Origin of the sequence: Croceicoccus marinus (assembly GCF_001661675.2) — a bacterium.
Lineage (GTDB): Bacteria > Pseudomonadota > Alphaproteobacteria > Sphingomonadales > Sphingomonadaceae > Croceicoccus > Croceicoccus marinus.
Window position 1 is genome coordinate 13,047 of the sequence record NZ_CP019604.1, and the last position, 13,757, is coordinate 26,803.

Annotated in this window: 11 protein-coding genes; 2 read left to right on the top strand and 9 right to left on the bottom strand. The window is 62.3% G+C overall.

Annotated features, from left to right (window positions below; translation table 11 throughout):
- Window positions 1–4 precede the first annotated feature (4 nt).
- Window positions 5–2,368, bottom strand: a complete 2,364-nt coding sequence (locus A9D14_RS17705) for a heavy metal translocating P-type ATPase (RefSeq protein WP_066850744.1) — start codon at window positions 2,366–2,368, stop codon at window positions 5–7.
- Window positions 2,361–2,645: a hypothetical protein gene (locus tag A9D14_RS17710; protein WP_066850745.1), complete on the bottom strand. Its 285-nt coding sequence runs from the start codon at window positions 2,643–2,645 to the stop codon at window positions 2,361–2,363. Before A9D14_RS17710 ends, A9D14_RS17705 begins: the two co-directional genes overlap by 8 nt.
- 192 nt (window positions 2,646–2,837) lie before the next feature.
- Here A9D14_RS17710 and A9D14_RS17715 point away from each other — a divergent pair, with 192 nt between their 5' ends.
- On the top strand, window positions 2,838–3,104 hold the full coding sequence (locus tag A9D14_RS17715) for a metal-sensitive transcriptional regulator (RefSeq protein WP_066850746.1): 267 nt from the start codon (window positions 2,838–2,840) through the stop codon (window positions 3,102–3,104).
- A 97-nt stretch (window positions 3,105–3,201) separates the two neighbouring features.
- Here the strand turns inward: A9D14_RS17715 and A9D14_RS17720 are convergent, their stop codons facing one another.
- A complete protein-coding gene (locus tag A9D14_RS17720) occupies window positions 3,202–4,245 on the bottom strand; it encodes a hypothetical protein (RefSeq protein WP_066850747.1) in 1,044 nt (347 codons plus the stop codon).
- 239 nt (window positions 4,246–4,484) lie between these two features.
- Between A9D14_RS17720 and A9D14_RS17725 the strand changes: the two genes are divergently transcribed.
- Window positions 4,485–5,132: an RNA polymerase sigma factor gene (locus tag A9D14_RS17725; RefSeq protein WP_066850944.1), complete on the top strand. Its 648-nt coding sequence runs from the start codon at window positions 4,485–4,487 to the stop codon at window positions 5,130–5,132.
- Window positions 5,133–5,397: 265 nt separating this feature from the next.
- Here A9D14_RS17725 and A9D14_RS17730 read toward each other — a convergent pair whose 3' ends face one another.
- The 6 genes from A9D14_RS17730 to A9D14_RS17755 all read right to left on the bottom strand — a co-directional run bounded on the left by A9D14_RS17730 (window position 5,398) and on the right by A9D14_RS17755 (window position 13,717).
- Window positions 5,398–6,345, bottom strand: coding sequence for a ribose-phosphate diphosphokinase (locus tag A9D14_RS17730; RefSeq protein WP_066850748.1), 948 nt, complete (start codon window positions 6,343–6,345; stop codon window positions 5,398–5,400).
- Entirely contained in the window at window positions 6,342–7,859 is a 1,518-nt protein-coding gene (locus A9D14_RS17735) for a thymidine phosphorylase family protein (RefSeq protein ID WP_198302101.1), read from the bottom strand. The genes A9D14_RS17730 and A9D14_RS17735 overlap by 4 nt, the downstream gene beginning before the upstream one ends.
- A 17-nt stretch (window positions 7,860–7,876) precedes the next feature.
- Window positions 7,877–9,241: an MBL fold metallo-hydrolase RNA specificity domain-containing protein gene (locus A9D14_RS17740; RefSeq protein WP_066850750.1), complete on the bottom strand. Its 1,365-nt coding sequence runs from the start codon at window positions 9,239–9,241 to the stop codon at window positions 7,877–7,879.
- Window positions 9,242–9,455: 214 nt separating this feature from the next.
- Window positions 9,456–11,822, bottom strand: coding sequence for a heavy metal translocating P-type ATPase (locus A9D14_RS17745; RefSeq protein ID WP_066850751.1), 2,367 nt, complete (start codon window positions 11,820–11,822; stop codon window positions 9,456–9,458).
- Window positions 11,803–12,462, bottom strand: coding sequence for an NAD-binding protein (locus A9D14_RS17750; protein ID WP_083988180.1), 660 nt, complete (start codon window positions 12,460–12,462; stop codon window positions 11,803–11,805). Before A9D14_RS17750 ends, A9D14_RS17745 begins: the two co-directional genes overlap by 20 nt.
- A complete protein-coding gene (locus A9D14_RS17755; RefSeq protein ID WP_066850753.1) occupies window positions 12,419–13,717 on the bottom strand; it encodes a cation:proton antiporter domain-containing protein in 1,299 nt (432 codons plus the stop codon). The genes A9D14_RS17750 and A9D14_RS17755 overlap by 44 nt, the downstream gene beginning before the upstream one ends.
- Between the last annotated feature and the right edge of the window lie 40 nt (window positions 13,718–13,757).

Below are 13,757 nucleotides of genomic sequence, written 5' to 3' on the forward strand. Positions count from 1 at the left end.
ACCGTCATGGCTCGCTTCTGAGATCGAGCGTCCGTAGTCTCAGCGCATTGCCGATAACCGACACCGAAGAGAGGCTCATCGCGGCTGCCGCGATCATCGGGCTCAGCAATATGCCAAACCAGGGGAACAGCACGCCAGCGGCGATCGGCACGCCGAGCGAGTTGTAGGCGAAGGCGAAGAACAGATTCTGCCGGATATTGCGCATGGTTGCACTCGAAAGCCGGTGCGCCTGGGCCAGGCCTTCGAGATCTCCGCGCACAAGGGTCATGCCGGCGCTTTCAATCGCGACATCGGTGCCGGTTCCCATCGCCACCCCAACATCGGCCGCGGCGAGCGCAGGCGCATCGTTGATCCCGTCGCCCGCCATTGCGACAGTCTTGCCTGCCGCCTTCAATTCACCGACGATGCGGTTCTTGTCCGCAGGCGAGACATCGGCATGGACCTCGTCGATCCCCACTTCGTTCGCCACGGCGCGCGCGGTTGCCTCGCTGTCGCCGGTCAGCATGACCACCCGAATACCGGCTGCGTGGAGACGGCCGATGGCGCGCGCGCTGGTCGGCTTGATCGGATCGGCGACGCCGATCAGCCCGGCCGGCTTACCGTCGATTGCAACGAACATCACCGTCCGCCCTTTCGCTCGGGCGGTTTCGGCGGCGTCGGCCATGATCGGGTCATAGGCACCGACCCGGCGCATCATCTTTGCGTTGCCGATCGCGACGCGTCGCTTGCCGACGCTTGCCTCGATACCTTCGCCCGTCACGGAGGAAAAATCGCTCGCCGCCGCGAACTTGTGGCCGCGCGCGCGAGCGCCCTTGACGATCGCCTCGGCGAGCGGGTGTTCACTGCCGATTTCGGCGGCGCCCACCAGGCGCAGCATCTCCGATTCATCGATGCCCTGTGCAGGTTCGACCATGACCAGCTCCGGTCGGCCTTCGGTCAGTGTCCCGGTTTTGTCGACGACGATGGTGTCGACCTTCTCGAAGGTCTCGAGCGCCTCGGCGTTCTTCACCAGGATACCGTTTTGCGCACCCTTGCCGGTCCCGGTCATGATCGACATCGGCGTTGCGAGGCCCAGGGCGCAGGGGCAGGCAATGATGAGTACGGCTACGGCATTGACCAGGCCATACGCGAACGCCGGTTCCGGCCCCCAGACCGCCCAGGCAGCGAAGGTAAGTATGGCGATGCCGATTACCACGGGCACGAACCAGCCCGCGACAAGATCGGCCAGACGCTGGATCGGCGCGCGGCTGCGCTGCGCCTCAGCCACCATCTGCACGATCTTGGACAGCATCGTGTCCTTGCCCACGCGTTCCGCAGTCATGACAAAGCCGCCCGTCTGGTTGACCGTACCCCCCGTCACCTCGTCGCCGATCGACTTTTTCACCGGAAGCGGCTCGCCGCTGATCATCGATTCATCGACGCTGCTCGAGCCTTCAAGAATACGGCCGTCGACGGCGATCTTATCGCCGGGGCGGACGCGCAGGCGGTCGCCCGTCGCGACCTGATCGAGAGCGACCTCACGCTCCGAACCGTCGGGCATGAGTTTTAGCGCGGTCGGCGGCGCGAGTTCGAGCAGCGCGCGCAGAGCGCTCGATGTTGCGCCGCGCGCCTTGAGTTCGAGCACCTGCCCGAGCAGGACAAGCGTGGCGATGACCGCCGCCGCTTCGAAATAGACCGCCACCCGCCCATCGGCATCGTGAAAACCGGGCGGGAAGATGTGCGGCGCAATCGTTCCCACGACGCTGAACGCGTAAGCGATGGCGACGCCGAGCCCGATCAGCGTGAACATGTTGAGGTTCATCGTCCGAACCGATTGCAGACCGCGCGTAAAGAATGGCCAAGCGCCCCAGAGCACGACAGGTGTGGCCAGCGCCAGCTGTATCCATTGCGCCAAGGCCGGTTCGACAAGCTGTGAAAACGGCTGTCCCGGGATCAGATCGCCCATCGCGTAGATGAACAACGGGATAGTGAAGACCAGACTTATCCAGAAGCGGCGGTTCATGTCGACGAGCTCCGGATCGGGGCCGTCATCGAGGCTGAAGGTTTCCGGTTCGAGCGCCATGCCGCAAATCGGGCACGAGCCTGGTCCTTGCTGCCGGATTTCCGGGTGCATCGGGCAGGTGTATATCGTGCCCTCGGGCAGATCCTCGACCGCCTGCAGATGCGTTCCGCTCAGATACATTTCGGGATCGGTCACGAATTTCTGCTGGCAGTGCGCGGAGCAGAAGTAGTGGCGCGCACCATCGTGCTCGGCGCTGTGCTCGGCTCCGGCAATCGTAACGCTCATGCCGCAAACCGGATCAATCGCTACGCCTCCGGTCGGCAGCGCGCCGCTGGCAGGGTCGCAGCAGGTCTTGTGATCAGTCATTTGCAGCTCCGAACCAACGCCTTGTGAGGCGGTGCAGGGGGACGAGGAGGGCCGCCGCCCAGAAACCGTAGATCAAGGACCAAAACAGACCCGCGAGAACACCGCCGAGTGTCAGCCATTCGAACCCGGGGAGCCAGGGCGACCAGGCACGGTGCATTTCGAATCCGGAAGGCAGGGCCAAACCGTAAAGAATACAGGCGATAAGACTGATCATCAGGAACAGGCTCAAAGCCGTGCCCCAGACCAGGATCGCGCGGGGAATGGACAATTGCGTCATGATCGGCTCCTTGCTCCTGACCCGGCAAATTCGGCGTGCTTCGCGGTTTGTCCCGCTCCGATGGACAGGCTAGTGCTTCGACACCCATTCTCCGGTAGCGGACAAGCGGACATTTGTAAACTTTACCCCGGTAGGGTAATTAAGTGCGGTGCATTTGGTACGATATGCCCTGAGGCGACGAAGGATCGGGAGATGAAGTTCACCAAGGAAATCGCTCGTCTGCGGCGGGTCGAGGGCCAGGCGAGGGGTGTGATCCGCATGTTGGAAGACGAGCGGTACTGCGTCGATATCATGCATCAAATCGCTGCGATGGAAGCCGCCTTGCGGGCAACGAGAGCCAGGGTTCTCGCCATTCATGCCCAGGACTGTGTTCAGGAAGCGATCGAGAGCGGCGACAAGGAAACGCAGCGCGCCAAATTCGCAGAACTCGCTGCGCTTTTTGGAAAGGCGGGTCGCTGAGGGCAAAATGCCGGTTGTCATAGCGTTCTGCTTTCCCAGGGCCTCTCCATTTGGGTCCTTGGACAAGGCTTTGAAGGAGTGCTGAGTTGCCTGTCGGTCATCGCTGTCTCTCCAGCGAAGCCATCGAGAGGAATGCGCCGATATAGGCAAGCGTCGATTCCGCGCCTGCGTTGGCATTCATCCGGTCCTCGTGAAGGCCATCATGACACAGACCCTTTTCTGGTTCCACGAGCGCGCGGCCAAGATCATTTCGTCCGAAAAACCATGCCATTGCGATATCCGCGCGCTCGCGCCAGAGGGCGGTGTCGGCACCTGAACTGGCGGCGGCGAGGCACCCATCGACCATGGCATGCGCTTCGATGGGTTGCTGATCGAACCTGCACGGCAATTGGTGTCTGCGTCCAAAATTATGCGTACCGACCGGGTGAAAGACCTGTCCATCGTACTGCCAGTCCCAGAGTGCCTGCAGGGCTGATAGTCCGGCTCCGCGCAGATCAGCCATGCCCAGCACCGTACCGGCCGTAATCGCGGCCTCGGCCAGGCGTCCATTGTCGTAGGCCAGCCCGTCTTCGAACCAGGGCCAGGCAGGTTGCACCGCGTCCCGCCATCGCTGAAGCAATTCATGCGCCAGTTGCTCGCGCAGCTGCTCCGCTTCCCTCCAGGGAGAGCTGTTGCGCAGTAATATGTCCAGACCCGTCAGGACCAAGCTCCACGAACGCGGCGAAGCGAGCTCGTGCAGGCGCGGAAGGACCGCTTCGAGAAGATCGCGTCCCCAGACCCGCATCCATTCCTGAGGCGGCATCGCGATCATGACGCACAAGGCATGAACGGCGCGTGCGCAAGCATCCTCAGCCGCTTCTTCGTCCAGCCAGCGTCGATCATACGTCATGAAGTTCCTGAAATGTCGTGTCTGCCGGTCGAAAGAATGATCGAGAAACGCGGCATAAGCGGTGAGAGCGTGTTGCTCTGTGGCGCTTAGCGTGCGCAGGTGGGCCAGACGGCACATTACGGTAACCGCTCGCGCGTTGTCATCGAGACAGTAGCCATGAGAACGGTCGACGAAATGATGCCGGGCGTGTTGGGCCAGACCCGTATCGTCGGTCAGCGCCAGCAAGTGGACGGTGATCGCCAAGTCAATCATCTTGTGCCATCCTTCACGGCCGCACGCTGAAGCCCGCGCACGCTCGCTGCGTTGCCCGGGTGATCCCGACGACGAGACGAGGCGCTGGTCGTCATCGGCATTTGAGTCGTCCACGATAAGCCTGGATTGTGAGCAATCGATTCGGGTTAAACATGTTAAAGCTTCCTGTAGTGTGGCACTCTGTTGCAGAAGTTTGAGGTAGGCGATCCTCAGCGGGAATATTCGTATTGGAAAGCTCGATGGATGATCCTGCCACTTCGGCGGCTGCCGGCGACGATGCCTTGAGGCCGATGGACGAAGCCGTCCGACGGGCGCTGGTGGACAGTCATCAGGACATTCTCAAATTCCTGAATCGGCGTCTTCACAGTTCCCACGAAGCGGAGGAGGTTCTGCAGCGCTTCATGCTCAAGGCGATCGAGCGCGCGGGAGAGCTTCGCGAGGCAAAGTCGGTCAAAGGTTGGCTTTCGCGCGTTCTGGCAACGACGATTGCCGATTTCCAGCGGACTGTCATCCGACGGCGCAGCAAGGAGATCGGTGTCGATCCGCATGAGCTTGCCGAGAGCAGCCATGCGCACACGCAACCGGAGGTGGATCTTGACCAGACAGTGTGCAACTGCCTTTACCGGCTCCTGCCGACATTGAAGCCCGACTATGCGGAGGTCATATGGCGCGCCGATTTGCTCGAAGAGCCGCGGGACGAGATCGCGAAAAGTCTCGACACGACGGTCAACAATGTGACCGTCAGATTGCACCGCGCACGTCGTGCGCTGAAGACCCGACTCCTGCAGATGTGCCGCACGTGCATCGAGCATGGCTTTCTCGACTGTGAATGTGCCCATGCAGAGTCCTCGCTTCGAGCCCATGTGGGAGGGTTCTCGGCTGATTAGAGATGGCAGATATCTGTCAGGTCTCGAGCGGTTCTCCGGGGCGTAGTGGCAAGTGGGCCGTCCGGGACATTGGTTGACAATACCTGCCCGGGCGGGAGCAGGAATGTTTTCGCTCACTTGAAACGAACAAGCACCTGGCATGTTGTCGGGACGACGGCGGCCGCTCATGGGAAGACGACACCGAATCTCGATAAATCTCCTGCATACCGACTGGCTGACCCATCACCACGGTCGCTGCTTCGTGGCGGATGTTCTGTCCGCATCACTACGAAGGGCTTTCGTTGACGCGTTGACGACCCACCGACGAAGATTCCGGCCGGGCTGTTTCATTGCGCCACGCCTTTAGCGCTGCGGCGATTTGTGGGACGACACTGATTGCGTTGGATGGATGCGCAATGGTGTCGGTACTGACGATCCGGCCGTTGCCCGCCGCCTGCAGTTTCCCAAAGGCATCGCCCGCCAGTATCGGATGGACGACGATTGCGATCGGCGCTGCGGCAGCTGCTTCCCGAAGAATGTGCACCGCTTCGATCATGGTGCGCGCGCTCGAGGCGATGTCATCAATGATCACCGGTGTAAGGTTGGATAAATCGGGCAGATTGGCGGCGGAAATACTGACGTCATAGTCGCCCCTGCGCTCCTTGCGGAGAACTGCGTAGCGAGCGCCGGCAAGGCCGGCGATCTCCTCGACCCACTGACCGCTTTCCTCGTCGGGACCGATAAGGAGCGGATTGGAGACCTCAAGCCGGATCCACGCAGCTATTGCGGGCGCGGCCTGAACCGCAATGGCCGGGATGGAATAGACCGCGCCCAGGTCCGAGTGACGATGAAGGTGCGGATCGACGGTGATGAGTGCATCAAACGTGCGCGAGAGTAGGCGCGCGAAAGTGACCGAAGTTACGGCTTCGCCTTCATTGAAGGCCTTGTCCTGGCGCATATAGGCCAGATAGGGTGCAACGAGGCTGACGCGGCGCGCGCCCATTTCGCGTGCCTTGTCGGCCGCGAACAAGAGGGCCAAGGCCTTGGTATCGGGCCGATCGAGCGTGCACAGCAGAACGACGTCTCGCTCACGGACGGAGGACAACAGGCGCACATAGCTCTCGCCGTCCGGAAACTGGCGCCAGACGATTTCTCCAAGTTCCATGCCGGTCTCGGCACACAAGTGAGCCGCCATGTCGGGCGAGGCGCTGAGCGAGAACAGGACCGGATTCACAGGCTTGCCAATCGAATGACGTCGGGATTGGCGGCGGCGAAGGCCAGCGCGTAGTCCAGCTCGCCGCGGCTCTCCGCGTGAACGGTGAAGATCGGCTCTCCCCGCGCCACTGTCGCACCCAGTTTCACATGTAGCGATATGCCTGCCGATTTGGATCGCGGTGCACCCGCCAACTTGGCAATACGCGCCAGCGTCCGATTGTCGAATGCCGCCACCCTGGCACTGCGCGGTGCGCTGATCGTATATCGCAGCGGTGCGGTGGACGGTTCGGAAAAGCCCCCTTGCGCCTCGCAGATCGCCATGAACTTGTCGAGCGCCCGGCCGTCGTTGAGGATCGAGCTGGCCTGCGCACGCCCCCGCCCGGGCGGTCCGCCAGCGAGGTCGAGAATTCTGCCTGACAGATCAATCGCCCGCTCGCGCAGGTCCGCCGGAGCATCGGGTGCTCTGCGCAGGACGGCGAGAACATCGTGCGCCTCGAGCGCTGGCCCGATGCCCGACCCCACCGGCTGTGTCCCGTCGGTCAACACCGGGGTCACCGAGAGATGGAATTCCGCCGCAACCGCGACCAGATGCGCGCTGAGCCTGGCTGCTTCAGCTGGTGAGCGCACTTTGGCGGTTGCGCCCACGGGTAGATCGAGCAGGACGTGCGTCGCCCCGGCGGCGAGCTTCTTGGACAGGATAGACGCGACAAGTTGGACCTCACTATCCACATCGAGCGCGCGCTCGACGCCGATCAGGATGTCGTCAGCCGGGCTCAGGCGCACATTGCCGCCCCAGACGACACATCCGCCCTCACGCTCGACCACGCGCCGCATCGCTGCCAGATCGAGATTGACTGGCGCCATCACTTCCATCGCATCGGCTGTCCCTGCCGGGGAGGTGATGGCGCGGGAAGAGGTTTTGGGCATGGTGAAGCCGGCAGCGGTGACAATCGCCACAATGAGTGGAGTGGTGCGGTTGGCCGGGAGCCCGCCGACGCAGTGTTTGTCCAAAACCAGTTCATCGGGCCAGTCGAGCCGGTCACCCGCTTCGAGCATGGCACGTGTCAACGCCGCAGTTTCGGTTACGTCGAGCGTCTGCCCGGCAAAGGCGGTCACAAAGCCGGCGAGTTCCACGTCGGAATAGCGGCCGGTGGCGATATCCGCGACGATCCGCGTAAGCCGGTCCTGCTCGAGACGATGGCCGTAGATCTTGACGCGCACATCGCTCATCGAAGCGAGTGGCTGCGGATGACGCACCTCAATGACATCGCCATCGCCAGCATGAAGCTGGCGCCAAAGAGCGTTTGGCAGTCCGACCTCGTCGGGGTCGAGCAGGCCATTTGTCGTGAAAAAGAGCGTTGCGAGTGCGCGGCGGCCTCCCGCATGGACTTCCACGCGCGTCCGCGTCGCGAACCCTTCCGAACGGGCGACTGGACAGTCGGCGTGCATGAACACGATCGCTTCGCCGCCGGTCTCGATGCCGAGGCGCCGAACGCGCAGGCCATGAGGCGCCACTGGCTGGTCGGTAAGCATCTGAGGCCCGCTCGCCCTCATGCGAGCACCACGCGCTCGCCGTGTTCGGGGACCCGCGCCTCCCACCCAAGCCGTTCGGTGATGCAACGGCGAAACGTATCGGAGGCCTCGGGCTCACCGTGAGTCACGAATGTCTGGACCGGCGGATCCTCGAAGCCGCCAAGCCATCGCAGGAGTTCGCCCTGATCGGCATGGGCAGACAGCATGTCGAGACTGGCAACCTCTGCGCGCACAGGGATGAACTCTCCGTGGATCTTCAGTTCGCTGGCACCATCGCGCAGGGCTGCGCCCCGCGTCCCGCCAGCCTGGAAACCGGCCAGGAGGATCGTGTTGCGGGGATCGGGGGCATAAGCTTTGAGATGATGCAATATCCTTCCGCCCGTCGCCATCCCGCTCGCCGCGACAATGATTTTGGGCATGGGGTCGCGATTGAGGCGCTTTGAGTCCTCGACGTCACGGACGTATTCGGCAATGCCGCAGGCCTCCCGGCACTGGTCTTCCGTCAGGCGGTGCTCTCCAACATGGTCGCAGAAGATCGAACTTGCGTTGACCGCCATCGGGCTGTTGAGGAAGATCGGTACGGGACCAAGCCGTCCGCGGCGACGCAGCTGGCTCAGATGAAACAGCAGCGTTTGGGCGCGTCCGACCGCAAATGACGGGATGATGACGCTTCCGCCGCGCCCGATGGTGCGGTTGATGACATCTTCCAACGCGGTTTCGGGGTCGGTCTCGTCATGGTGTCGGTTGCCATAGGTCGACTCGACGACAAGATAGTCTGCTCGCGGAACGCGCACCGGATCGATCATCGTTGCTGCGGAGTAGCGGCCGATATCACCCGAAAAGACGATCCGCTTGCCGTTGCAGTTCAGCTCGATGCTGGCCGCCCCGAGAATATGCCCCATTGGCCGGAAGATCGCGCTGCAGCCTTCGGCAACTCTCGTCGGTTCGTCGAAGCCGGTCGGAGCGAAGGAGGCAAGCGCCGCCTTTGCATCGCGTTCGGTATAGAGTGGAAGAGCCGGCGTGTGTTTGCTGAACCCGCGCTTGTTGGCATAGCGCGCGTCCGCTTCCATGAGATAGCCGCTGTCGGGGAGCAGGAGCTCGCACAGCTTGAAGGTCGCGTGCGTGCTGATCACGGGACCACGGAAACCGTCGCGGACAAGCGCCGGAATGAAACCCGAATGATCAAGATGAGCATGCGTGAGGAGAACGGCATCGATATCGCGCGGCGCGATGGGGAGGGGTTGGCGATTGCGCAGGCGTAGCTGCTTGAAACCTTGGAACAGGCCGCAGTCGACAAGGATTTTGCAGTCGCCGGTCTCGACGAGATATTTCGATCCGGTGACCGTACCGGCACCGCCCAGAAAAGTAAGTTGCAAGGTCATTGGCGCCTTCCTCGGGTGTGGAGCGGCACACCGCGCCGCTTGATGGATAGAGACGCGCTCGCTCGACTGTTATTACAACGCGACTGCCCCGCGTTGATTGCTCTGCCGCATTTGTTCGTGCCTGTCCGGGCGTTGTCGGCTGCTCAATCGCTGGAATGATCCCGCTTTGACAGGAGGGGCAATGCGCCAGCGGTATGCTGCGGGTAGCACAACATCACGCAGGAATCGGGCTCGCCGTGGAGCTCCGATCGCTTTCTCCGGACTCCGCTACGCTCCTGCCGATACCTTCCATTCGCGTCCTTTTGAGGAGCAGTGCATTCACGGCCACGAGCGCGGAGCTCCCCGACATGGCGATGGCGGCGACCGCCGGGCTGATGATCAGCGGGTAGAGGACGCCCGCTGCGACCGGAAAGGCAATGACATTGTAAGCGACAGCCCAGAACAGGTTCTGGTGCATCTTGCGCAAGGTTGCTTTCGAAAGAACGATAGCGCCGACCACGTCATAAGGATCGCTGCGCATAAGTACGACATCGGCGCTTTCCATAGCGACATCGGTGCCGGCCCCGATCGCAAAACCCACATCGGCCTGGGTCAGCGCCGGCGCGTCGTTAATTCCGTCTCCAACCATGCCCACGCGCTTGCCCTGCGCCTGCAACTCCTTGACTTTATCGGCCTTCTGGCCGGGCAGGACGTCGGCGAGCACGGTGCCGATGCCAAGCTGTGCCGCCACGCGCTTTGCCGTGCCCTCATTGTCGCCGGTCAGCATTGCCACTTCGACCCCGCGCTTGCGCAGCGCCGCGACCGCCGCAACGGCGGTGGGGCGCGGGGCGTCGGCGATGGCGATCAGACCGACCAGATCGCCCTTGTGCGCGACGTGAACGACCGTTCGTCCGGCACCCTTCAGCTCGTCCGCCGCCTCGGACAAGGCGCCGAGTGGGACGTTCTCCTCGTCCATCAGTCGGCGATTGCCGAGCAGCACCGTGCTGCCACCGACCAGCGCCTCTGCGCCCATGCCTTCCCGGTTGTGAAAGTCGCGGACGTCGTCGAGCGCGAGATCTCCTGCGCGGTCAAGGATGGCGAGTGCGAGCGGATGTTCCGAACCACGCTCGACCGCGGCGGCGAGCCGCAAAACATCCTCGTCGGACCGGCCTTCCGCAGCGACGATGTCGACCACATGCGGCTGCCCCATGGTTAGCGTGCCGGTCTTGTCGAACACGATCACGTCGAGTTTGGTCGCCTCCTCGAGCGCGCCGGCATTCTTGAACAGGATGCCGTTGGTCGCGCCGAGCCCGGTCCCGACCATGACCGCCATCGGGGTCGCGAGTCCCAGAGCATCCGGGCAAGCAATGACGAAGACGGTTATCGTCAGCGTGACGGCGAACAGCAATGGCGCGCCGAGCCACCAGAACCATGTCGCAAAGGTCGCCAGTCCGATAAGGATCGCGATCAAGACCAACCACTGCGACGCGCGGTCGGCAAGCAGCTGCGCCGGGGCCTTGGAATTCTGCGCTTCCTGGACGAGTTTGACGATTTGGGCCAGCGCGGTGTCGGCACCAACCTTGGTTGCCTTGTACCGGAAGCTGCCGCTCTTGTTGATCGATGCGCCGATGACTTCGTCGCCGACCGCCTTGTTAACCGGCATCGACTCGCCGGTAAGCATCGATTCATCGATCAGCGAGGTTCCTTCGACGATTTCCCCGTCGACGGGGATCTTGTTGCCAGGCTTGATGATGATCGTCTCGCCCACCTGGACTTCGGAGGTGGCGATCTCCACTTCGCGGCCATCGCGAATGACGGTCGCCATCGGCGGCGCGAGATCGAGCAGTGCGCGAATCGCCTGCGACGCCCCGGCGCGCGCGCGCATTTCGAGCCAGTGGCCGAGCAGGATGAAGACCAGCAGGACCGCGACTGCCTCGTAGAACTGCACACCGGGAAAGAGGAAGGTCGAGCCGACGCTGAAGAGATAGCCTGTTCCAACCGACAGCACGACAAGCACCGCCATATTGAGGATCCCATTGCGCAGCGCGCGCCAGGCGGCGACGAAGAACGGCCAGCTGGGATAGATGACCGCGGCGCTCGCGAGGAAGAACAGCCACAGATCGAGGCCCAACTCGAAAGGCGGAGCAGGCGGCGTGAACATGCCGCCCATTGGCGAATAGACGAAGATCGGAATGGTAAAGAGGAGAGCCACCCAGAACCGGTTGCGCATGTCGCGGACCATCGCTTGCATGTCGGCACCAGCGCCGTGTCCCATCTCGTGCGCCATGGCATCCTGCGCGTGCGCCTTGCGGGCAGCCGCAACTCTTTCGTGGCCGGCATGAGCGGATGGTACCGGGTCGGGGCCTGGCTTGCAGACATGTCGGGGATGGACCGCGCCGCGGCAGCGGAAGCCGCAGGAGAGCACGGTCCGGCGCAGCTTTTCCTCGCTGGTCAAACCCTCGTCAAAATCAATCGTAACGCTTCCCGAAGCCGGATTGGCGACAGCGCGACTGACGCCGTCCTCGGCTTCCAGTTGTTTCTCTACGCCGAGATGATCGAGTTCCTCGAAGAGGCCGCCGACCTCAAGCGTCACATTTGCCAAACCAACCTCCAGAAGATTTTTCGTTCTCTCGTCCGGCAGCGTGCACTGCGGATTCGTTGCTCGCTTGGCAAAGACGCTTGAACACCGACGGAATTACACCATGAGTTCGGATTCGCTCTTTCACGGTATCGCGGCGCGACCAATTAGCTCGCCGCGTCGCCCGGAATCGGCTCAAACGGTTCGCGCCGCAAATAGATCGGCGGCGCTCATTGACGATGGCACGTGCAGCTTCCTCGGGGAAGCCGATGCCGGTCAGGAGTTCTTCGCACAATTGCAGACTAGCCTCAACGGTGTCGGGTACCCTCCCCGACGCACCGAGTGCTTGCAGTCGGCGTGCATGCTCAGCATCTTGGGCTCTTGCGTAGATGGGCACATGCGGCCAGAGCTGGTGAGCCGCGCCGACAACATGCTCGGCACTGCCGGGCGCATCCATAGTGGACACGAACGCCGCAGCGCGCTCGATACCTAGATGCGGAAGAAGATCCGGCTGAGTGGCGTCGCCAACGACAACCGGCATTCCCTTCGCACGCTGACGTGCGATGATTTCGCCATCGGTATCGAGCGCGACATAACTGATGCGCTGAGCGTCCAGCAGATCAGCCAGAAGATGCCCAATCCGGCCGAAGCCGCCGATAATCATGCGGGCTTCCCCTGTCCCGAGGTCGGCAGGTACGAGGGTGCCATTCTCCCGCTTCTCCAAAAAATCGGCCCAGCAGACGGTCGGCGGCGGAAAGGGCCGGGGGGAGAAACATCGTCAAGATAACCACCATAAGCATGAACTGACCGACAGTTGGGTCCAGCACGCCGACCGCAAGCCCGGCAGCGAGGACGACGAATGCAAATTCGCCGCCTTGGCAGAACAGGACCGCAGTCTCCGCAGCGACGGCGGCGGGCTGCCGGATCGCTTTCGAAACCACGAACAGGGTCCCAGCTTTGAGTGCGACGAGGCCAATCACTGAAAGTACGACCCAGCCCAGCAACTGCCAGACGGCACTCACGTCAAGGCTCATGCCAACGGACATGAAGAAGAGGCCCAGGAGTAGGCCCTTGAAGGGCTCAATATCACTGGCGATCTGGTGACGATACTCGGTGTCTGCGAACAGCAGCCCAGCAAGAAATGCGCCGAGCGCCATCGAAAGGCCCGCCTGTGCCGTGAGTGCAGCGGTTCCAAGCACAATCAGCAGGACGGCGGCCATAAACACCTCGCGGCTGCCGCTGCCGCCGACGAACCGCAACAGCGGCCGAATAGCAATGCGTCCGACGGCCAGAATGGCGGCGATAATGATAGCAGCCTGAAGGATCGCCCGTGTAGCGGCTCCGGCCAGCGACTCGCTACCTTCCGCGCCGGCCACGCCTACGAGAAAGAGGATGGGGACGACGGCGAGGTCTTGAAACAGGAGGATACCGAACGCTGCGCGCCCGGACCGGGTGCCAAGACGCCCTGTCTCAGTCAAACTCTGCATGACGAGCGCGGTGGATGATAATGCCAGACAAAGCCCTAAAATGGCGGATGCGATCATGGAGTTGCCAAAGGCGTAGGCGATCGCCCCGATGATGGCAGCGGATGCGCAGACTTGCCCGGTGCCAAGACCGAAAACGATCCGTCGCATCCCCCACAATTGCCTCGTTGAGAGTTCAAGGCCGATCATGAACAGCAGAAAGATTATGCCGAGCTCAGCGACGCGACGGACACCGTCGACATCCGCGATAACGACATAGGCGAGCAATGGCACATCCACGACAATGCGATTCAGACCGTGCGGCCCAATCAGGAGACCGGCAAATAGAAATCCGAGGACAGAGCTGACGCCGAGTTTACGGACGGTCGGGATCACCAATCCGGCAGCCGCGAGGAAAACAAAAATTTCCCTCAAGTAGGGAATTTCGTGATCCAACAGTTAAGCCTTTCGAATAGCTGCCATTGAAGCGAGTTGC

Coding starts and splice junctions, on each gene's coding strand:
- A9D14_RS17705 (WP_066850744.1), bottom strand. CDS start 2,368: ATGACTGATCACAAGACCTGCTGCGACCCTGCCAGCGGCGCGCTGCCG.
- A9D14_RS17710 (WP_066850745.1), bottom strand. CDS start 2,645: ATGACGCAATTGTCCATTCCCCGCGCGATCCTGGTCTGGGGCACGGCT.
- A9D14_RS17715 (WP_066850746.1), top strand. CDS start 2,838: ATGAAGTTCACCAAGGAAATCGCTCGTCTGCGGCGGGTCGAGGGCCAG.
- A9D14_RS17720 (WP_066850747.1), bottom strand. CDS start 4,245: ATGATTGACTTGGCGATCACCGTCCACTTGCTGGCGCTGACCGACGAT.
- A9D14_RS17725 (WP_066850944.1), top strand. CDS start 4,485: ATGGATGATCCTGCCACTTCGGCGGCTGCCGGCGACGATGCCTTGAGG.
- A9D14_RS17735 (WP_198302101.1), bottom strand. CDS start 7,859: ATGCTTACCGACCAGCCAGTGGCGCCTCATGGCCTGCGCGTTCGGCGC.
- A9D14_RS17740 (WP_066850750.1), bottom strand. CDS start 9,241: ATGACCTTGCAACTTACTTTTCTGGGCGGTGCCGGTACGGTCACCGGA.
- A9D14_RS17750 (WP_083988180.1), bottom strand. CDS start 12,462: ATGATTATCGGCGGCTTCGGCCGGATTGGGCATCTTCTGGCTGATCTG.